The sequence below is a fragment of the Agarivorans sp. QJM3NY_25 genome, from assembly GCF_050870875.2.
GTDB lineage: Bacteria > Pseudomonadota > Gammaproteobacteria > Enterobacterales > Celerinatantimonadaceae > Agarivorans.
The window spans coordinates 822,627-842,801 of the sequence record NZ_CP194041.2 but is presented as its reverse complement, the minus strand read 5'-3'; the positions used below and the strand labels follow the sequence as shown (position 1 = coordinate 842,801).

The window sequence follows — 20,175 nt, the reverse complement described above, 5'->3', positions numbered from 1 at the left end:
TCTTTAGGTTTATCTTCATAGCAACCTGATAACCAGAAGATTCCTCCTAAGAACAGTAAACCGACCTTTAACTTAATTTAGCGCCCCAGTTTTAGGAATATACTGACCATTAGCATGTCTGAAAAACACATTGCACTCTGTTAGTTCAAAATCATTAGCTACCAGTTGAACATAAGGGTTTAGCTCAATGTATACATCAACATTACCAACTTCACTTTTTGACGTGCCTACAATCGCTTTGTAAACATTGTATTTTTCATCAATGAAATCTTCAGCAGTATCTAAGTTTGAGTTTGTCCAAGGCATTCTGAGGATCAAATCACCTTTACAGTTAGGCGCTTTTATCGGGAAAGAGTTTTGTTGAACCCTCACCTCGAATTGCCCGCCGTTCATAGCAAACTGATCTGCGCTAAACTCTTTTATTGAACTAATGCTTTGATCATTCAATGAAAGCTTCAGGTGATAATAGCTTTTGCCATTAGACGTTGAAGTAACGACATCTTCACTACTCGCGCAGCTAACGTTGCTGAGCATTACACCTGCACCAACGCATGCTATGGCTAACGTTTTTCTTATATTCATAATTATCTATCAGCTCTACATTCTATGGAGTTACAGGAGCAACGTATTTGCTCCACTTGTCTATGTACTCATGCGGAAGCCCTTTGCCTAAAGGCGTGTTGTAATATTGCTTCCAGTACCTAGCTTGGGCTTTAATATCACCAGCTTTTGGCAGTGCTGCAGGAACACGCATATAGAGAACTCTCGCCATAGCAGCAGCGTATTTATCGTTGTTTTCTAGTTCAGTGATTTTGTTCGCATTCGGAGAACTAAGAAATGAGATAACGTCTTTTGCGAGTCCTTTACGGTACTTCAAAAAATTATCCCAAATATCATCATGTGTAGCTGGCTCCATTTGAAAATAACCTTTAGCTGGACCGCCTCCAACCTGACTTCGATACATAAAGTTTAGACTTTCTTGTACCGCAGTACCCAATAGGAGCTCTTCGGCCGCCAAATTAGGACCACTTATCTTTAAAAGAACAGGCTTTATAACCTGCGTTCTAAACACTCTTGCTTTGCTCATTCTTGTAACTACTTGATAGTTTAAAGCTATATAGTAACTTAAAGACTAATGACAAAAAACACTAATAACAAATAAAGCATTAAACGTTCTACACATTTGGTTGCTATAACCACCAGCGTACATACTAGCTGTTTAAGCACTAAATCAGAGTGAATAGCTCAATAAACTAAACCATCACGATAGTATCGGCTAAAGTAATCTATTACCGACAACCCCAACAACAACAACAATCAGCGAGGCAACTAGAGGAAGCCACCAACGTATGTAGTGGCACACTAGATTTGGCCACCTGATTAGAGGTGATATCATCTCCTCAGCAGTTAACAGGTGACACAATGACAAAACGTAGCAGAAGAACATTTAGCCCCGAGTTTAAGCTTGAAGCCGCGCAGTTGGTTCTTAGTTAAAGTAGACATCCATTATAAAAAAACACAAACATTGATAGTTTAGACTGTTATCAGCATTCTTATCACGCTTTGCCAATCACTCGACCAACTGTGCCCCACGTTTAGGGCAAAGCTCACCAGATTGTCTCTGACAGCTTTTTCAGCAACTAATTCAGAGTTAAAGTGGACATCCATGATAAAAAACACAAATATTGATAGTTTAGACTGTTATCAGCATTCTTATCACGCTTTGCCAATCACTCGGCCAACTGTGCCCCACGAGCCTGTAAATTAAATTGTGTAATTGCTTATAATTAGGCCTGAACAGGCTAAGGATAAGCAACATGGATAAGAAAGCTCTCGAAGCATTTGCTCGTGAAGCCGCTAAGTCAATCAAGACCCCTTCAGATCTAGATGACTTTCGTAAAATGTTAACCAAGGTGACTGTTGAGACAGCGTTAAATGCTGAGCTTGATGACCACCTCGGTTATCAGAAACACGCTGAAAAGCCCGATAAGAATAGTCGTAATGGTTATTCATCCAAGACTGTATTGAAACTGCGAAGGCTTGAGGAGAGAATACCCTCACAACGACTTTAGATTAAGAAGAACAATATGCCTGATAATCAGCTATCGCTGGACAATCAAGTGTGTTTCGCACTTTACTCCGCTTCACTCGCAATGACACAACTTTACAAACCAATGCTGGAACCTTTGGGGCTGACATATACTCAGTATCTGATTTTGCTTACATTGTGGGAAGAAGACGGTATTGGCCTTAAAGATATTGGTTCAAAGTTAGGCCAAAAGTCAGGAGCTTTAACACCAGTGATAAAGCGAATGGAAACGGATGGCCTAGTACAGCGAGTTAGATTGCCTCATGATGAACGATCGTTAAGTGTCCGATTAACGTTAAAGGGACGTTCTTTAGAGAAAGATGCTCGAAATATCAACACATGTATTGCTGATGCTTGTGGTCTGGAATCGGAAGAACTCATTGATTTAAAAGATAAAATTATCCTTCTTAGAAAAAATATATCAAATCAAATAAAATAATAGTTGTGCGATAATAGTTATTGCGATAGCGTTAGTCCCAACGGAGCACCCATATGTGGGTTCTCTTTAACGCAAATAGTTATCGCAATAATCAATTGAGGGCAATTTAAATGAAATCAATTTATACCACACAAGCAACTTCGACTGGTGGTCGTGACGGACAATCCAAATCGGAAGATGGCAAACTGCTCGTAAAACTTAGTACGCCCCAAGAACTTGGTGGACTTGGAGGCGACGGTACCAATCCAGAACAACTCTTCGCCGCCGGCTATTCGGCTTGCTTTATCGGCGCGATGAAGTTTGTTGCGATGCAAGACAAGATCCGATTACTGAATGAGCCTACCGTGACTGCGAAAGTCGGTATAGGCGAAAATCCACAAGGTATCGGTTTTGCAATTGCTGTAGAACTTCATATTTCTCTACCTGGATTAGAGTATGAAACCGCATTGGCACTGGTCGAAAAAGCGCATCAAGTATGCCCATATTCAAATGCGACTCGTGGAAACATCCAAGTTGAACTAATTGTTGCAAATTAGAATTCATTGTTGAAAAGGCATTTAGACTAAAAGGTAAAGGAAAATGAAATTGACAAAATCTATTTTGGTAATGGCATTGTGTGCGAGTAGTTTCGGGGCTTTTGCTCATTCAGGTTCATACGGAGTTGAGCCTCATACTCAAAGCTTCTTACAAGCTTTGGAAGGAGGCCAGCCAATTGAAACGATGACACCAACAGAAGCCAGAGCAGTATTGACCGGTGCGCAAAAAGGAGCGGCTTTGGCACCTGCGTCAGTTAAAAGTTATACCATTAACGTTGATGGTCAAAAAATAGCTATTAAAGTGGTCAGACCCTTAGAAGCGGAAGGCAAACTTCCTGCTTTCATGTTTTTCCATGGAGGTGGATGGGTGCTCGGTGACTTTCCTACACACGAGAGACTGATTCGAGATCTAGTGGTTCGCTCTGGTACAGCTGCAGTATATGTTGATTACACACCGTCGCCTGAAGCGAAGTACCCAGTAGCAATCAACCAAGCTTACGAGGCAACGAAGTGGGTGGCGGAACATGGTGATCAAATCAACATTGATGGTAGTCGTTTGGCTGTAGCGGGCAACAGTGTTGGCGGGAATATGGCGGCAGTTGTTGCTCTGAAAGCCAAAGAAGCCGGAACGCCTAAACTCCGATTCCAATTGTTACTATGGCCAGTCACGAACGCCTCGTTTCAAACTTCTTCCTATGATCAATTCAGCAATGGTCATTTCTTAACGCGTGGAATGATGAAGTGGTTTTGGGATAACTACACAACGAGTCCGGTTGAGCGAAATGAGATTTACGCATCACCTTTACGTGCATCTCTTGAGCAACTTTCCGGTTTGCCGGATACATTGATTCAGACCGCAGAAAAAGATGTACTACGAGATGAAGGTGAAGCTTATGGCATCAAGCTTCAGCAAGCTGGTGTTAATGTCACTTCCGTTCGCTACAACGGTATGATTCACGACTTTGGTATGTTAAACGCGCTATCAACTATCCCCGAAGTTCAAGACTCATTGACGCAAGCTGCACAAGCTCTTGCTAACCATTTAACAAACTAAGTTCTAGACATCTTATTGATAGGTGCTTTGCGGAACCAGCAAAGCACCTCGTTTATAATTAATTTTCAATTCGCAGCACAAGTAATTTGAAAGTGCATTCATACTTACAACATCAGCAATTTCAGGTCGCCCGATAAATTGAGAGTCGATTGATCTAGTGGTCAACTAAAATTGGCCACCGTTTATAGTTTTCCCAATACAGTCGTTCAGACTCATTGGGAGAGTTAAAGTGGACATCCATGATAAAAAACACAAACATTGTTAGTTTAGACTGTTATCAGCATTCTTATCACGCTTTGCCAATCACTCGACCAACTGTGCCCCACGTTTAGGGCAAAGCTCACCAGATTGTCTCTGACAGCTTTTTCAGCAACTAATTCACGAACATTAGCTTTGTGCTTAAGTGATGTTTGAAAACCTCTTTTCAGCTTCAATACCTCAAGCTTAGCGGTGAGCGCTGTAACTTCTGGCTCACTAAATTTGCTCTCCTACTTCGAACGAATGTAACGCAGGCAACCACGTATATGCGTGACATTTTTAGGCATAGCGGTTTTGAAAGTGGCATCAACGGTAAAATGGGTAAAATGGACATCCATGATAAAAAACACAAATATTGATAGTTTAGACTGTTATCAGCATTCTTATCACGCTTTGCCAATCACTCGACCAACTGTGCCCCACATTTTGGACAAGTCTCGCCTGATTGCCTCTGACGGCTTTTTCAGCAACTAATTCACGAACATTAGTTTTGTGCTTAAGTGACGTTTGGAAACCTCTTTTAAGCTTCAATTCCTCAAGCTTAGCGGTAAGCGCTGTAACTTCTGGATCACTAAATTTGCTCTCCTGCTTCGAACAAATGTAACGCAGGCAACCACTTATATGCGTGACATTTTTAGGCATAGCGGTTTTGAAAATGGCATTGCCCACAAAGCATACTACGGAGATTTTGATGACCCAACGGATCTATCCTTAGATAACAATTTGGAACACTATGTGCCCCTCGACAATAGAAATCTGCGGCCAAGATGAACGCAGACTAGATTGTAACCATACTGTGGTTCTGTCGTGGTCATGGGAATGCTATTTCCCCCTGCCCAGTCCTCGCATGCACTATGCTTTAGTATAATCAACACTGACTAAGCAAAACGATGAACATACTGAAACGCCTCCGATTAAGCGCAATCACTTACAACCGAGGGCACCTCAACATCATGGTGAAATCCACACTGATGGCATGGCTACTTTTCGGTAGTCTGCATGCAAACAGCAATCCTGCTACATTGCGCCTGTACACCAATATATCGCCTCCCTATCAAGAAATACAAAACAACCAACTGGCAGGCAGTTCGGTTGAAATTTTAGCGTGTTTGATGGAAACACTCGATTGGCCCTATGCGGTTCAAACAGCGCCCTGGAAACGGGTTTACTCCCGGGTTAGAGCGGGTGAAGCAGATGGTTTTTTCACTTCCCTCCCTTTCCCTCAAGCCAATGACTTTGCTGCATTGTCCTCCCCGGCTGCCTTAGAGAAATGGTACTGGTTCTATACGTCTCCAGAGCTTGTGAAGGATAAGGTTGGCATTGTGCGTGGCGCCACTGTCGATCTGTGGCTGCAAGCTGCCTATCCGACGATTAAAGTGCAACGAGTGAATACCCTAGACCAGCTGGTCAAACTACTGATCAAAGGTCGGGTTAATAGCATTTTGATGGATAAGCAAACCTTTGAGAACGTGCAAAAGCAAACACTAGGAAAGGAAATTAACTCGCAATTCGAAAAATATAGTCCGTTGGGTTTCTACTTTTCTAAAGCCTACTTAGCCAATCACCCAGACTTTCTCGACGCGTTTAATCAGGCGTTGCCGAGGTGCGTCAGCTCACTGCCCACCCTGTCCAATACTGAGCGAGTCCTGATAGAGCGAATTGCCACAGAGAAAATCAGTGAATGGGTCAACAACCCGCAGGTGATCCGTGCTGTTGAGCAAAGTAATCAGCGCACATCTTCATTAACAGACGCCAACCTCGCTGACTTAAATAGCGGCCTGCAAAAGATACCAACAAGGTTACAAGCTAAAGTTGACTCAATGATCAATAGTGAGTTATCCGACTACCTCGAAGAGATCGCCGCTAACTCGGCAGGGCTTTACTTAGAGATAATCGTGTTTGACGCGCGAGGAGTGAATGTAGGGCAAAGTCAACCAACCTCCGACTATTGGCAAGGAGATGAAGCCAAATACAGCCAAACCTACTTACAGGGTAACGGTGCTATGTTTATCGATGATATTAACTATGATGCCTCCACACGCAACTTTCTGGTACAAGTTAGTCTGACCATAAGCTCCGCAGCAAATGATAATCCGATTGGCGGGGTGACTATTGGTATCGATATCGAAAAAGCGCTAATGACTTACTACTCGCCTAACGAGTAACCGATTAATGACAACTTCAAAATAGCTTAACCAAGAGTTAAAGTAGACATCCATGATAAAAACACAAAGACAGTAACAACGTTAGTGAAGTGAACACCACTGCAATCATTTAGTCCTCTGGCTGTTCTCATGCCAATTAACGGGTAAGTTTGCAAAAATGGCTCATTTCGTTGATTTTTGAAACAATACACGCCTCAGCAAAGCTGATGGTTCAGACATAGTTCGAAAGCAAGCTCGCGCTTAAGCGCGATTTAGCAAACGTTTGCTGCAACTTAAACCGGTCGTTCGTTGATGCCCCATATGCCGATGATATTGTCTGAGCAAGCGCTCTTGACCGACTGCGCCAGAAAAGTGCCGTTCAAACTCACCGCTTAAAGTCAGCCACTGTGCTTCATTTATCCCTAAGCGTTGGATGATGGAACTTTCTCCACTGTCGATGTAACCCCGTTTATCTTCTCTTACCATGCGTCCAGTCATATCGACTAACTCAAGGTAGTCTTTCAGCTCAAAGGGTAAGCCTTGGGGCATAGCCTCTCTTGGGTTACCCACAAAGGGAAACAGGTTTGTTGCCTGGGCTTGTTTTAGCTGAGCGGCTTTTGCTCGTCGTTGTACGCTGGTATGGGCCGAGTCCTCCGGAGTGCTCGCCATCTTGGCTCTGATGGGGTTTAGGTCTACGTAAGCCATACACGCCATGAGGGCGGCTTCATCCAAAAGCGCTTGGGATTTAAAGCGTCCTTCCCAAAATCGACCGGTACATTGGTCTTCTTGATTGGCGGCTCGCGCAATGTGTTCGTTTAAATGGCGCATAAACCAGCTTAAATCATACAGGCGAGTCCGATACACTTCGGCGGTGGCGCGAATGGCTTGTAGTTGCACCTCACTCAACTGCGGACGTAACTCAAGGTTGAGATACATCTGAGTCAGTAAGGTGCCCTGATGCAAGCTATGCCAGCGTTCTAACACTTCATCCATTGACCAAGCTTCTGCTTGAGCCCTATCGATATGCAATACAACATGCGAGTGGTTACTCATGACAGCATAAGCACAAACATCAATCGCGAACACCGACGCTAATTTGAGCAGATAATCTTCGACCCACTGGCGGCGGTGCTCATAGCTTTTGCCGGTTTGTTGCTCTTCGCCACACAGAAACGCCCGCCGAACACAACGCGAAACACAATGATAGTAGGGTGTATCCGATAAGCTCACCTGCGAGCGTCTTGGCCGAGGCATGATGATAACTCCCCAAACAAATAACTATTGATAGTTTAGACTATTATAAGCGTTTCGTTAGTTGGGGTGGGTGTCTTCTTGAATCGTTGGGATGGGTGTCTTCTTAAATCCCACAGATATTCTTAAATCCCACAGATATCCACATCCCTAAAAGTTCTTTCTGACCTTCGATATTTACGCCCAGAGCCAAGTAAATCGCCTTATTGACGAGCTGTTTGTTTTGGCGGATTTTCACCACGATGCAATCAAGGTAGACGATGGGATAGACTGCATCCAGTGGCCGTGATTGCCATTCAACAACCTGCTCTAGAACTGAGTCGGTAACTTTAGATATGAGGCTTGCAGAGACATCAGCATCGTACATTTCTTTGAACGTAGCGACGATTTCACGAGTTGTCATGCCTTTGGCGTAAAGGCTTAATATCTTGTCATCCATCGATTGAAATCGAGTTTGATGCTTACGAACAAGCTTCGGTTCAAACGAGGCATCTCGGTCTCGAGGTACATCCAGTTCAATCTCACCATCGTCGGTGATCAAGGTCTTGGATGAATAACCATTACGACTATTCTTATCGGGCTTTTCAGCGTGTTTCTGATAACCGAGGTGGTCATCAAGCTCAGCATTTAACGCTGTCTCAACAGTCACCTTGGTTAACATTTTACGAAAGTCATCTAGATCTGAAGGGGTCTTGATTGACTTAGCGGCTTCACGAGCAAATGCTTCGAGAACTTTCTTATCCATGTTGCTTATCCTTAGCCTGTTCAGGCCTAATTATAAGCAATTACACAATTTAATTTACAGGCTCTAAGAACACGAAAACCAGGCCCATCCCAATCTACCCTTTCAATACCTTGCTCTTTTAAACTCTTCTCTATTCTAGGCATACTTATTCGCGCAAAGCACAACCATGCCAACATAACTGAAAGCATAAATACACCACAGCCAATAAATGAAGAAACACCCAATAAGTACATCATCAGCTATAACAAAGTGCTATATGTCAGCCACTAACTCAGAGAAAAAGATGGATAAAACTAGTAATATACCTAACATTGCTATTGCAGATCCCCAAAGCCATAAAGCCAAGTACCAATCTCTTTTTGCGGCTAATTTACGTGTAGCGCTTACTGGGACAAATTGATAGTTTTGATCATTCATTCTTTCTGTTTTAAATAAAATAATCGTGGCATAACTCAGCACGCGGAATCCAAGCCCATCCCAGTCAACCCTTTCAATACCTAATTGATTAAATTCTCGTTCTATCCTTTTCATAGTCATATTTGAGAAAACTAACCACGCTATCATCATCGAAATAGCAAAAATAAAAAAAGCTAAAAGTAGCCAATCAGATACAGCTATCATTAAAGCGACCTCGGCACATAATTGAACACGCCTTCCCTATCATAAAGTTTTGAGACTCCATATTGCGCCCACTTGTCACCCTGAAGTGCCGCTAAATATGTCGCTCCAATACCTATACAGATGGCAATAACCCACCCCACAGGCGTAGCAGTTAGGCCGATAGTGATAGCTGCAGCAGTCACAGCTTTGGCAGCGGCAGCTCCTGCTAAAAATCCCATCGATAAACCCGCTGTTTGCACTACCGCAGTTTTCTGCCAATCTTTACCTTGTTCAAAATCCGCCTGCACGATTTTACCTCGTCTATATATATCGTAACCGAGAAGAAGATGACCAGCTCCTTTTAGCCCCAATGACATCCGCTTTAGGCTTTGTAGCTCTTTAACGTTTGTCACTCTAATTGGCGCATCCGTACGTGCACTTTTAGCTTTATTAATTCCACGAGTAGCATTATTAAGCACCGTTCCTTTACGCGCTTTAACAACCGATGTAGCTTTAGTTAGTTCAGTGCTAAAAACTTCATTAAGAGACTTCCATGCTGTGCGAGCACTAGACTCTAATTTCATCATCTGTATTTTAGGTAACTTAGCTTGGTGCACGGCTCTCACCGCCATTAAACTTCTTTCGTAAGCTTTTAAGCTGTTCTCTAAAGCCGCGCCTCGATTCTCTAGTAACCCAACTCCTGCACTCGCAAAATTAACCTTTTAGTCATTACACCTTCACCATTTGCAAAACAAAAGGTACTAAGTATTACTCCCACACTAATGCAGACAATTTGCAGTTTTGTCATAACAACAAGTTTCAATAAAGGAATGCCAAGATTACCATTCCTACTAATGAGCACCAAAGCCATAGTGATATGTACCAATCTTTTTTCGTAGCCAGCTTACGGGTGGCATCTACTGGAACGAAAGGATAGTTACTGTCATTAAGCAACTTGGTTTGAAACAAAATAATCGTTGCATAACTCAATACCCGAAAACCCGGTCCATCCCAGCTTCCACAACTGAAGCCCTGCTTTATCAGCTCGGGCTCTATTCGTCTCATGGTGAACTTTGCACTTAATAGCCAAGCTACCATTGACGACACAAAAGTAATCATGAAAAAAAGTGAACGCCAGTCCTCATAACTTAAAGGAGGATGCTCCATTACAATGACCTTGGTATACGGTTGAAAATACCATTTCGCTCATACAAGTTTTTAACCTCGCGTTTAAGCCGCTTCATCTGCTTTTGGGGTAGAGTAATCATAAGGTCAATAGATAAATGCTAGGAATACCATTCCTACTAATGAGCAACACAGCCATAGTGATATGTACCAGTCTTTTTTCGTCGCTAGCTTACGGGTAGCACTCACTGGAACGAAAGGATAATTACTGTCATTAAGCAATTTTGTTTGAAACAAAATAATCGTTGCATAACTCAATACCCGAAAACCCGGTCCATCCCAGCTTCCACAACTGAAGCCCTGCTTTATCAGCTCGGGCTCTATTCGTCGCATGGTGAGCTTTGCACTTAATAGCCAAGCTATCATTGCTGACACTCCAAGCATCAGAAAAAATAACTGTATCCAATCTGCGTAGATTGAAGGGGCATGCTCCATCATAAAGTCCTTGGAATACGGTTAAAGGTTCCATTTCGCTCATAAACGTCTTTAGCTAATTTTTCCTAAATCATCGCCTGCCACAGCAACAAGCGTTATTCTTAACTCAACTGCTCACTGACTATTTTTGTAGAAGTTCTGGAAAGAATACTGACAGAATAATCATACAAACCATCGCTATACCAAACGATCCCCATAGCCAAAGAGAAAGCCACCAATCAGTTTGGGTCGCTAACTGTCGAGAGGCTGTAACCGGAACAAATGGGTAATTATCATCATTAAGTCGCTTTGTTTTAAACAAAATAATTATGGTGTAGCTAAGAACACGAAAACCAGGCCCATCCCAATCTACCCTTTCAATACCTTGCTCTTTTAAACTCTTTTCAAGTCTGGGCATATTTATTCGAGCAAAACATAACCACGCTATCATTGCTGAAAACATGGACAAAGCACAACCAACAAACGACGAAACACCAACTACATACATCATAGTGAAGCAGGGATCCTATTAAAGACTGAAGTATCTCTGTCATAAATGCTTTCAGCTAAAAGTGCCTAGGCCATAAAGAAAAATGCATAAGTGAAACCTACAACCAACATCCCGATGCCGGATCCCCATAACCATAAGGCCAAGAACCAATCTTTTTTAGTCGCTAACTTTCGTGTTTCACTAACAGGAACAAATTGATAATTATCATCATTTAATCTATCTGTTTTAAACAAGATTACAGTTGCATAGCTCAGCACTCGAAAACCGAGGCCATCCCAATCGATCCTTTCAACACCTCGTAGCTCAAACTGCTCCTCGAACCTCCTCATTGAGATCCGAGAAAAACATAACCAAGCAACCATTGTTGATAGCCAAAATAAGCTGCATACAAACAAAAGCTTATCCGCAATCGTAATTGGCTCCATCATAATGCCCTTGGAATACGGTTGAACATCCCTTCTCGCTCATACACTTGTGTAGCAACTTTCTGTCCAATACCATCGAACGTTGTTGCTGCTAGGTAAGTCGCACCAATACCAATGCCTATGGCAATAACCCACCCTACAGGCGTAGAAGTTAGGCCGATAGTGATAGCTGCAGCAGTCACAGCTTTGGCAGCGGCAGCTCCTGCTAAAAATCCCATCGATAAACCCGCTGTTTGCACTACCGCAGTTTTCTGCCAATCTTTACCTTGTTCAAAATCCGCCTGCACGATTTTACCTCGTCTATATATATCGTAACCGAGAAGAAGATGACCAGCTCCTTTTAGCCCCAATGACATCCGCTTTAGGCTTTGTAGCTCTTTAACGTTTGTCACTCTAATTGGCGCATCCGTACGTGCACTTTTAGCTTTATTAATTCCACGAGTAGCATTATTAAGCACCGTTCCTTTACGCGCTTTAACAACCGATGTAGCTTTAGTTAGTTCAGTGCTAAAAACTTCATTAAGAGACTTCCATGCTGTGCGAGCACTAGACTCTAATTTCATCATCTGTATTTTAGGTAACTTAGCTTGGTGCACGGCTCTCACCGCCATTAAACTTCTTTCGTAAGCTTTTAAGCTGTTCTCTAAAGCCGCGCCTCGATTCTCTAGTAACCCAACTCCTGCACTCGCAAAATTAACCTTTTAGTCATAACAACAAGTTTCAATAAAGGAACACTAGGATTACCATTCCTACTAATGAGCACCAAAGCCACAGTGATATGTACCAGTCTTTTTTCGTCGCTAGCTTACGGGTAGCACTCACTGGAACGAAAGGATAATTACTGTCATTAAGCAATTTTGTTTGAAACAAAATAATCGTTGCATAACTCAATACCCGAAAACCCGGTCCATCCCAGCTTCCACAACTGAAGCCCTGCTTTATCAGCTCGGGCTCTATTCGTCGCATGGTGAGCTTTGCACTTAATAGCCAAGCTATCATTGCTGACACTCCAAGCATCATAAAAAATAACTGTATCCAATCTGCGTAGATTGAAGGGGCATGCTCCATCATAAAGTCCTTGGAATACGGCTATATATACCATTATGCTCATGGGCGTCTTTGGCTAAATTTGCCTAAATCATCGCCTGCCACAGCAACAATCGTTATTCTTAATTCAACTGCTCACTGACTATTTTTGTAGAAGTTCTGGAAAGAATACTCGACAACCAAGCAACCATTGACGACACAAAAGCAATCATGAAAAAAACTTAAGCATATCTATAAAAATTAGTGACTCTAACTCCATATAGACCATGTAGCTATAGATAGAAGCAAACCAATACCAGAAGACCATAACCATAAAGCCAAGTACCAATCTAGCCTTGTTGCTAACCTTCTAGTTTCTCTAACAGGAACAAACTGATAATTAGAGTCATTCATCCTTTCTGTTTTGAACAGAATAACTGTTGCGTAGCTAAGCACCCTAAAACCAGGTCCATCCCAATCTACCCTACTTATGCCTTGCGTTTTAAACTCCCGCTCAAGCCTCACCATGCACTTTCTAGAAAAAGCCAGCCAAGCTATCATTGTTGATACCCAGCAAAGCCCCCCGAACAGTTGAGCCCAATCTGCAAAAGTTAAAGCGGTATGTTCCATTACAATGACCTTGGAATACGGTTAAAGGTTCCATTTCGCTCATAAACGTCTTTGGCTAAATTTTTTCCAAAATCATCTCCGGCTACAGCCGCCAAATAAGTCGCTCCAATGCCAATACCAATTGCAATTACCCACCCTACAGGCGTAGCAGTTAAGCCGATAGTGATAGCTGCAGCAGCCACAGCCTTTGCTGTTAAAGCTCCAGCAATAAAGCTTATAGACAAGCCTGCAGTTTGAACTACCGCAGTTTTCTGCCAATCTTTACCTTGTTCAAAATCAGCCTGCACGATTTTACCTCGTCTATATATATCGTAACCGAGAAGAAGATGACCAGCTCCTTTTAGCCCCAATGACATCCGCTTTAGGCTTTGTAGCTCTTTAACGTTTGTCACTCTAATTGGCGCATCCGTACGTGCACTTTTAGCTTTATTAATTCCACGAGTAGCATTATTAAGCACCGTTCCTTTACGCGCTTTAACAACCGATGTAGCTTTAGTTAGTTCAGTGCTAAAAACTTCATTAAGAGCCTTCCATGCTGAGCGAGCACTAGACTCTAATTTCATCATCTGTATTTTAGGTAACTTAGCTTGGTGCCCGGCTCTCACCGCCATTAAACTTCTTTCGTAAACTTTCAAGCTGTTCTCTAAAGCCGCGCCTCGATTCTCTAGTAACCCTACACCTGCACTCGCAAAATTAACCTTTTCTTTATTCACCCATTGATTGAGTCTACTGGCGGCAGGAGCAATCTGCTGGTCAAATAACTCGGCCAAACCAAGTGTTATGTCGCTGCCTAGCTGAGCATTTACATTGGCTAACGAGCGACGGTGACAAGAAGGGATAGTTTGCAGTTGTCTGCATTGCTGCATTGAATTGGTAGGAGTGCTGCTTCCGCTTGAGCGAACAATATAAGGCGTTCCTGCATGAAGAAAACTACCGGATTGCAAAGAATTATCATTTAAGAATGTATTAAACTCTGCTTCACTCGCAAAATCAGCAGGCTCTAACTGACGGCTCCGAGTACTAAGATAAATCTCCGCTTGTTCACTCACAGTTTGTTCCTTTTACTGTCAAAACAAAAATGAAGGAACACGGTAAATTTAAATAACAAATAAGTCAATAGCAATCGGGAAAACTATTTTAGCAATGACTTGCTTAGAGCAGCTAGTATGGGCATCCACGGTAAAAACTACTTCGCTTAAGCAAGGTTTTTGCATTGGACGCCCCCGTTTAGCTTCATCGGCGTATATCGCACCGCAAAGTGTTTTCATACAAATGCGGATCCTCCACTTAACTGAGTAAGTCGGCAAATTCTTGATGAAGCGCTTTTCCCTTATCGGCTAAATGATCCAGTAGCGACAACATGCTGCGATTAATGATCCGCTCGGCAGGAAAGGCGTTCGCCTCTAGTAGCCCCAAGGCTTTATCGAAGCGGCCTATGTCGTAGGCGATGTGCGCATCTGAACCAATACTTAAAGGCGCATCGTGTTTTTTAGCCAGTTGAATGATCCGTTCACAATTGGCTTCGCTGCCCTTACGAGAATGAATAAACGAACTGTTATTAATTTCCAAGGCTACGTTATATTCCGCCGCCGCTTTGACAATGGCTTCAGCATCGATAGGAAAGCTGGGGTTGCCCGGGTGGGTGATGACATTCACCAGCCCATTTTTGATGGTATTAAGCATGGCTTCGGTGTTGATATAAATGGACTTCGGTTGAAACACTTCCTGATGAAAGCCACATAAAATGATGTCCAATTGAGCCCGCATGCGCTCATTACAATCAATTTCTCCCGCTGGCGATTTGATATTGGCTTCAATGCCGCGAAGAATGCCAATGCCCTGATCGACCCGGGGAAACAAGGCGCAATTAATAAAGTGCCACTCATGTGGGGCATCGGTCATGTCTGGCCCGTGGTCGCTTACCGCAAACATCTTAATGCCATTCTGTTTGGCATAATGAACATAGTCGTGCAGGGTACTATAAGCATGGGTGCTGGCGATGGTATGTAAATGCAGATCGACTTCGGGTTTGATTTTCATAACGACCTCTAAAGTATGAAAGGGGAATCAGCAAGTTTATTGTGACTAAGATCCGTTCTGCCAACAAGTGAATAAGCGCTCTAATTCCATATCAACCATGTAGCTATAGATAAGAGCAAAGCAGCACCAGCAGACCATAACTACTGTAGCTTTAGTTAGTTCAGTGCTAAAGACTTCATTAAGAGACTTCCATGCTGTACGAGCACTAGACTCTAATTTCATCATCTGTATTTTAGGTAACTAAGCTTGGTGCCAATAAAGTTTGATTTAAAAGCATTGTTTGCTCGATAAATCAGCAAAAGTCGCTGACATTTCTAGAGCAGCATAAGGTCAGTTACCACGCTGCCAGAGCTCTATAAACAATCAATGTTAGCTTGTTGTTTGTTGAAACAAGTCCCTAGCCAATGAGTGAGAATTCTCGCTGGCCCTATTCAAAAACCACGCCCTAGAGTCTCTGGTTAAACTGACTCACTACATCTACCACTTGTTGCGCGCCACTTTGAATATCTTCCATCATCTGTCCAGCTTCAGTCGATAACTCTAGTGCTTCGCTAGCCTTCAATTCGCATTGAGAAATCAAATTAACCGCGTCGCCAGTTCGTTTGAGATTTTCTGAAACCATCATCACAATTTCTTCGGTCGTGGTATTCGTTCTCGATGCTAGTTGGCGAACTTCATCTGCAACAACAGCAAACCCACGTCCCTGCTCTCCAGCGCGCGCGGCTTCAATCGCCGCATTCAGTGCCAGTAAGTTTGTTTGATCGGCGATACCACTGATACTGTTCACCAATTCACTAATTTTTTGAGAATGATCATTTAAGGCAGCAATACCTGTGTTCGCTTCACTCATGTACTCTGCAAGCTCCTGCATCCTCTGATTGGTAGCCTTAATCACTTGTTGTCCTTGAGATGTCTGATGTCCAGTTTTCTCTGACACTTCATTGGCTAATTGAGCCGCTTCGGCTGCTGATTGTTCTTGAATCACTTGATCAGTAATCACAGTGGCGAACTTTACAACCTTATAAAGTTCTCCCCTATCGTTGTGGATTGGATTATACGAGGCCTCTAACCACACGGTTTGCCCCTGGCTATCAAGCCGCTTAAAGCGCTGCGATACAAATTGGCCACTCGCCAAGCCTCTCCAAAACGATTGGTACTCTAGAGAATTTGATTCTTCAGAGCTACAAAAAATACGATGATGTTTACCCACTATTTGTGCGTTGGTATATCCCATAGTACTTAGAAAATTATCATTTGCCTTTAATATCACACCATCAATAGAAAATTCGATAACCGCAGCGGAACGATTTAAGGCATTCAGCATGTCTTCTTGTTCGCGCGACATTTGAATAGTTCGAGTTAAGGCTGAAGCAAATAAGCTATAATGAGTAAGCTTGTTACTACTATTTTTAATCGGTTCTAAAATAGCTCGCAGCCAAGCCTCTTCAGCATTGCCCTTGTTCACTTGCAGCGCGCCATCCCAATGCACCGCTTGCTCAATTGCTTGCTTCATTCGCTTGTAATGTTCAGTGTTTTTCGCTTGATCTGGCACCAGGTCGGTAATGTGCTTATTAAGAAGATCCCCTTGCCTCAAGCCAAGTTCTTGTTCAAACCTTTTATTCACCGAAGTCACACGCCCCTTTTCATCCAGTGATATTCTCAACATTCCTTCTTCAAGACCAGCACGCGCTTGTTTAAGCATCTGGAGTTCTTCAGTTAACTTCCGGTTTTCTTTCAACAGTCGCTTATTAAAAAACATATTTCCCCCCGACGATCCGTAGACTTATATTTTGCATTCAAGCAAGCTAAGCCACCTATTGATAGTCTAGACAGCTGTGAAGGGATTGCCAATCAGAGAGCTTTTACTTTTGATTAATCCAATCATAGAACAAGCAACAGCAAGAACATCAACCATTATAAGTAATACTTAAAATAGCCATGACATGAAGGCGATTGTAGAATAAATTTGAAAAGACCAGAGTAAGTTGTGAAAACATATACTTTTAGAGCCGTATACAGCCTTATTTAAGTCAATTTAGTTCATGCTTGCAGCCTCTAAGTCTTCTACTTATGCACTCCGTGAGTTTGCTTATATTTTTGATATAATAGTATTTTTCAACAGCAGACCAGCAGTTTGCTTAATTACTTATTTGTTATTGTGGCGATTAGAACATGAATCAGAAAGTTAGTGCTCCAAAAGGGCAATTATTACTCCGAACCTTAGCCATGCCTGCAGATACCAATGCCAATGGCGATATTTTCGGCGGCTGGATCATGTCTCAATTGGATTTAGCGGGTGGTATTTTAGCCAAAGAAATTTCCAATGGCCGGATAGTCACCGTGTCGGTTTCCAGTATCACCTTCGAAAAACCGGTGAAAGTGGGTGATGTGGTGTGCTGTTATGGTGAGTGCAGTAAAATAGGCCGAACCTCAATGTCTATCGATCTTGAAGTCTGGATCCGCCAAGTGAAAGAAGATGATGTTGGTGAACGCTTCCAAGTTTGCCATGCAACCTTCAATTATGTCGCCATCGACAGCAATGGTAGGCCCCGCCCAATTAAAAAATCAGATTAATAACACATCATTAGAATATCAACAGCGCTTAGAATACTTGCCTCACTAAAAATCGGTAACTTACTTGGCTTAAAAGGAATGGAGATTACACCATGGTATTGATTTCACCAAAATCACACGCCCCATGGGGGCTTGCCATTGCTTTGTTTGCGGCCTTATTAAGCACCGCTTGCCAAGCAAAAATAAGCCAGAGTGATCCCTATTTAGCTTCGCTTAAAACCGATCTACAAACCAAACCATTCGACTTTGAAAAAGGTCAATTTCGCTGGATTAAGCTTGGGGATTTACGTCCCACTCAGGCGCTAATTGGCCATGACCAAGTGAATTACAAATTGGGGCGCTACCAAGCCGAACCACAAAAGATGTATCAAGAAATTTGTGAGTCTTATGGGGCAAGCAGCAACAAAGTAAAATGGAATGCACAGTCTTCCCCTTTGCAGCCAGCTAGCTTCAGCTGCTCACAAGCATTAGTCAGCCGCTCCAGTGATATAAAAACAGCCATCGTCGCACCCGACGGCCAACTTTACCTGACCGATGGTCACCATACCTTTAGCACTTTTATGGATATGCGCAGAGGAGGTGCAAACATGCCGGTACTGGTAAAAATTCAAGAGAATTGGTCAAAGCCAAGCACCCAAACCGAAACTCCAATGGCGCAATTTTGGCAAGATCTCGCTAGTAGTAACAATAGTTGGCAGTTTAGTGTTAAGGGCGCAGCAATAGATTACCAAGACATGCCAAAACATGTGGGTCGGCAATTTTTGGCCAACCAAGCTTTTCGCTCCCTAGTCTATTTTGCCAATGGCATAGGCTGGGATAAAACACAGGCAGCTCCAATTAATTTTCTAGAATTTCATTGGGGACAAACGCTGGCAGAAGACATCTCCATTGACCCAGCTCGTTTAAGCGATAGCGACTACTATCTCGCTAAAATAGAACAAGTTGCAAGACAGATGCTGGCCTATGCACCCGATAAAGTCATCGCCCAAAGCCACTACAGCGCCCAACAACTGGGACAAAAAAAAGCTTGGAACAAACAGAGCTCTAAACGCTTTAAGCAATTACTTTGTAAAGGCAAGAAAAAACATCTGGGTAAGCTCGGCTACGCCTTAAGCTACCAACACCCCGGCTTATTAACAGAGCTTTGCCACTAAGCCATGCGACTGCTTTGCTATATCAATATCCGCTTATCATGCTGCTGTCAGCATCAACTCTTAAGCAATCAGAGCAAAACCTTTAGCCTGAATAACTCTGATGGTGTTGCACTCGGTTAATCAACCACATAGCTTGTGCAATACCGGGTTCACATTGTGCTGCACTTGTTGAATTCTTGCTGCGCGTTTACATTCAAAACCACTGACTGGATATTGCTTATTCCAGGCTTGCATTAACTGTCGTTGACTCGCGCTCATCTTATATTTGGGGTAACTCGCTTCCATATATAAGTAACTTCTGGCAATTTGTCCGCGCGCAGACTCCGGAGGCTGAACCTTGCGATTTTTGATCCGCATATCACAAGAGCCAAAACTGGAAGCATTACTGCTAAGTAGAGTGAAGTTATAATTAGAGCGACTGGCATTCACCGCACCAATCGCTGGGAACAAATTATACAGATCAGCCTGCATCAAACGGTACTCAGCATTAACCTTTTCAGCACATTTTCGCCCTTTATAGGCTTTGCCCTTTGAGTTAACACACAAAGGATGACCTTTCCGCCACGCCACAAAACTACGGCCAAAATTTTCTGCTGGCACCACGTGCTCAGTTTCGTATTTAGCCAAGCGATTTTTATATTTTGGACTTGAGAAACCTCGATCCAGCGTCAATTTGCGTTGACTATCAAACCGAGCTTCACAATACAGGGTCTTCCTGTCGGAAGGCTCAACATAGACCTTTTCAAGTAATAAGCGCTTTGCCTTACTAAATGACTCAATGGTGAGATTACCATCGGCAAACACCGAGCTAGAAACAAGTAGTAGCAGCCACCATACAAAAGGGCGAAAAAGGGCGAAATATCGATTCAAGGCTTGGTTATCTTATGGTCACGAGTTGGCGGGCTAACAATCCACTGCTATTGGCAATGATGAGCCCAAATTTAATCATTAAATGATATAAATTTTATACGGTTTATTCCACAAAATGTCGCATAAAACTAAGGCAATGAAACCACCACCCAGTTGATAAAACCAACAATAATGGCAATAACCACAACTTAATCTAAAAAATGAGACCCTTTATTAAGCTCGAACAGTCA

At 42.8% G+C, this 20,175-nt stretch carries 22 protein-coding genes and 2 pseudogenes; 7 read left to right on the top strand and 17 right to left on the bottom strand.

What is annotated here, in order from left to right:
* Positions 1–72: 72 nt before the first annotated feature.
* Both ACRRSW_RS03835 and ACRRSW_RS03830 read right to left on the bottom strand, forming a co-directional pair.
* Positions 73–582: a hypothetical protein gene (locus tag ACRRSW_RS03835; RefSeq protein WP_432460916.1), complete on the bottom strand. Its 510-nt coding sequence runs from the start codon at positions 580–582 to the stop codon at positions 73–75.
* 22 nt (positions 583–604) lie between these two features.
* Positions 605–1,087, bottom strand: coding sequence for a hypothetical protein (locus tag ACRRSW_RS03830; protein WP_432460915.1), 483 nt, complete (start codon positions 1,085–1,087; stop codon positions 605–607).
* A gap of 730 nt (positions 1,088–1,817) precedes the next feature.
* Here ACRRSW_RS03830 and ACRRSW_RS03825 point away from each other — a divergent pair.
* The 4 genes and pseudogenes from ACRRSW_RS03825 to ACRRSW_RS03810 all read left to right on the top strand — a co-directional run.
* Positions 1,818–2,027, top strand: a pseudogene (locus tag ACRRSW_RS03825) (transposase); the annotation flags it as partial.
* A gap of 60 nt (positions 2,028–2,087) precedes the next feature.
* The gene (locus tag ACRRSW_RS03820; protein WP_112404523.1) at positions 2,088–2,528 is read left to right on the top strand and encodes a MarR family winged helix-turn-helix transcriptional regulator; all 441 of its coding nucleotides are present in this window, start codon (positions 2,088–2,090) and stop codon (positions 2,526–2,528) included.
* 110 nt (positions 2,529–2,638) lie between these two features.
* Positions 2,639–3,064, top strand: a complete 426-nt coding sequence (locus ACRRSW_RS03815) for an organic hydroperoxide resistance protein (protein WP_432454538.1) — start codon at positions 2,639–2,641, stop codon at positions 3,062–3,064.
* Between the two features lie 43 nt (positions 3,065–3,107).
* A complete protein-coding gene (locus ACRRSW_RS03810; RefSeq protein ID WP_432460913.1) occupies positions 3,108–4,118 on the top strand; it encodes an alpha/beta hydrolase in 1,011 nt (336 codons plus the stop codon).
* A 621-nt stretch (positions 4,119–4,739) separates the two neighbouring features.
* Here the strand turns inward: ACRRSW_RS03810 and ACRRSW_RS03805 are convergent.
* A complete protein-coding gene (locus ACRRSW_RS03805) occupies positions 4,740–5,045 on the bottom strand; it encodes a hypothetical protein (RefSeq protein WP_432460912.1) in 306 nt (101 codons plus the stop codon).
* 221 nt (positions 5,046–5,266) lie between these two features.
* Between ACRRSW_RS03805 and ACRRSW_RS03800 the strand changes: the two genes are divergently transcribed.
* On the top strand, positions 5,267–6,541 hold the full coding sequence (locus tag ACRRSW_RS03800) for a substrate-binding periplasmic protein (protein ID WP_432460911.1): 1,275 nt from the start codon (positions 5,267–5,269) through the stop codon (positions 6,539–6,541).
* Positions 6,542–6,781: 240 nt separating this feature from the next.
* On the opposite strand, the gene ACRRSW_RS03795 is transcribed toward ACRRSW_RS03800, so the two are convergent.
* The 13 genes and pseudogenes from ACRRSW_RS03795 to ACRRSW_RS03735 all read right to left on the bottom strand — a co-directional run bounded on the left by ACRRSW_RS03795 (position 6,782) and on the right by ACRRSW_RS03735 (position 17,106).
* On the bottom strand, positions 6,782–7,774 hold the full coding sequence (locus tag ACRRSW_RS03795) for a transposase (protein ID WP_432460910.1): 993 nt from the start codon (positions 7,772–7,774) through the stop codon (positions 6,782–6,784).
* A gap of 133 nt (positions 7,775–7,907) precedes the next feature.
* Positions 7,908–8,516, bottom strand: a pseudogene (locus ACRRSW_RS03790) (IS256 family transposase); the annotation flags it as partial.
* Positions 8,517–8,768: 252 nt separating this feature from the next.
* Positions 8,769–9,137, bottom strand: a complete 369-nt coding sequence (locus ACRRSW_RS03785) for a hypothetical protein (RefSeq protein WP_432454545.1) — start codon at positions 9,135–9,137, stop codon at positions 8,769–8,771.
* On the bottom strand, positions 9,137–9,748 hold the full coding sequence (locus ACRRSW_RS03780) for a hypothetical protein (protein ID WP_432460909.1): 612 nt from the start codon (positions 9,746–9,748) through the stop codon (positions 9,137–9,139). The genes ACRRSW_RS03785 and ACRRSW_RS03780 overlap by 1 nt, the downstream gene beginning before the upstream one ends.
* Before the next feature lie 640 nt (positions 9,749–10,388).
* Positions 10,389–10,667, bottom strand: coding sequence for a hypothetical protein (locus ACRRSW_RS03775; RefSeq protein WP_432460908.1), 279 nt, complete (start codon positions 10,665–10,667; stop codon positions 10,389–10,391).
* A gap of 190 nt (positions 10,668–10,857) precedes the next feature.
* Positions 10,858–11,226: a hypothetical protein gene (locus ACRRSW_RS03770; RefSeq protein WP_432460907.1), complete on the bottom strand. Its 369-nt coding sequence runs from the start codon at positions 11,224–11,226 to the stop codon at positions 10,858–10,860.
* Between the two features lie 65 nt (positions 11,227–11,291).
* The gene (locus tag ACRRSW_RS03765) at positions 11,292–11,555 is read right to left on the bottom strand and encodes a hypothetical protein (RefSeq protein ID WP_432460906.1); all 264 of its coding nucleotides are present in this window, start codon (positions 11,553–11,555) and stop codon (positions 11,292–11,294) included.
* Positions 11,556–11,650: 95 nt separating this feature from the next.
* Positions 11,651–12,247: a hypothetical protein gene (locus ACRRSW_RS03760; protein ID WP_432460905.1), complete on the bottom strand. Its 597-nt coding sequence runs from the start codon at positions 12,245–12,247 to the stop codon at positions 11,651–11,653.
* Between the two features lie 700 nt (positions 12,248–12,947).
* Positions 12,948–13,307, bottom strand: coding sequence for a hypothetical protein (locus tag ACRRSW_RS03755; RefSeq protein WP_432454547.1), 360 nt, complete (start codon positions 13,305–13,307; stop codon positions 12,948–12,950).
* Positions 13,307–14,356 (bottom strand): hypothetical protein, encoded by a 1,050-nt coding sequence (locus ACRRSW_RS03750; protein ID WP_432460904.1) that lies wholly within the window; start codon positions 14,354–14,356, stop codon positions 13,307–13,309. Before ACRRSW_RS03750 ends, ACRRSW_RS03755 begins: the two co-directional genes overlap by 1 nt.
* A 48-nt stretch (positions 14,357–14,404) precedes the next feature.
* The gene (locus ACRRSW_RS03745; protein WP_432460903.1) at positions 14,405–14,575 is read right to left on the bottom strand and encodes a hypothetical protein; all 171 of its coding nucleotides are present in this window, start codon (positions 14,573–14,575) and stop codon (positions 14,405–14,407) included.
* Positions 14,576–14,594: 19 nt separating this feature from the next.
* Positions 14,595–15,341: a phosphatase gene (locus ACRRSW_RS03740; RefSeq protein ID WP_432456102.1), complete on the bottom strand. Its 747-nt coding sequence runs from the start codon at positions 15,339–15,341 to the stop codon at positions 14,595–14,597.
* A 451-nt stretch (positions 15,342–15,792) separates the two neighbouring features.
* Positions 15,793–17,106 (bottom strand): methyl-accepting chemotaxis protein, encoded by a 1,314-nt coding sequence (locus tag ACRRSW_RS03735; RefSeq protein WP_432460902.1) that lies wholly within the window; start codon positions 17,104–17,106, stop codon positions 15,793–15,795.
* 413 nt (positions 17,107–17,519) lie between these two features.
* On the opposite strand from ACRRSW_RS03735, the gene yciA reads away from it, so the two are divergent.
* Positions 17,520–17,921, top strand: coding sequence for an acyl-CoA thioester hydrolase YciA (gene yciA, locus ACRRSW_RS03730; protein ID WP_432454550.1), 402 nt, complete (start codon positions 17,520–17,522; stop codon positions 17,919–17,921).
* Positions 17,922–18,013: 92 nt separating this feature from the next.
* Positions 18,014–19,075 (top strand): ParB/Srx family N-terminal domain-containing protein, encoded by a 1,062-nt coding sequence (locus ACRRSW_RS03725; RefSeq protein WP_432460901.1) that lies wholly within the window; start codon positions 18,014–18,016, stop codon positions 19,073–19,075.
* A gap of 120 nt (positions 19,076–19,195) precedes the next feature.
* On the opposite strand, the gene ACRRSW_RS03720 is transcribed toward ACRRSW_RS03725, so the two are convergent.
* Positions 19,196–19,945, bottom strand: a complete 750-nt coding sequence (locus ACRRSW_RS03720; RefSeq protein ID WP_432460900.1) for an endonuclease — start codon at positions 19,943–19,945, stop codon at positions 19,196–19,198.
* Between the last annotated feature and the right edge of the window lie 230 nt (positions 19,946–20,175).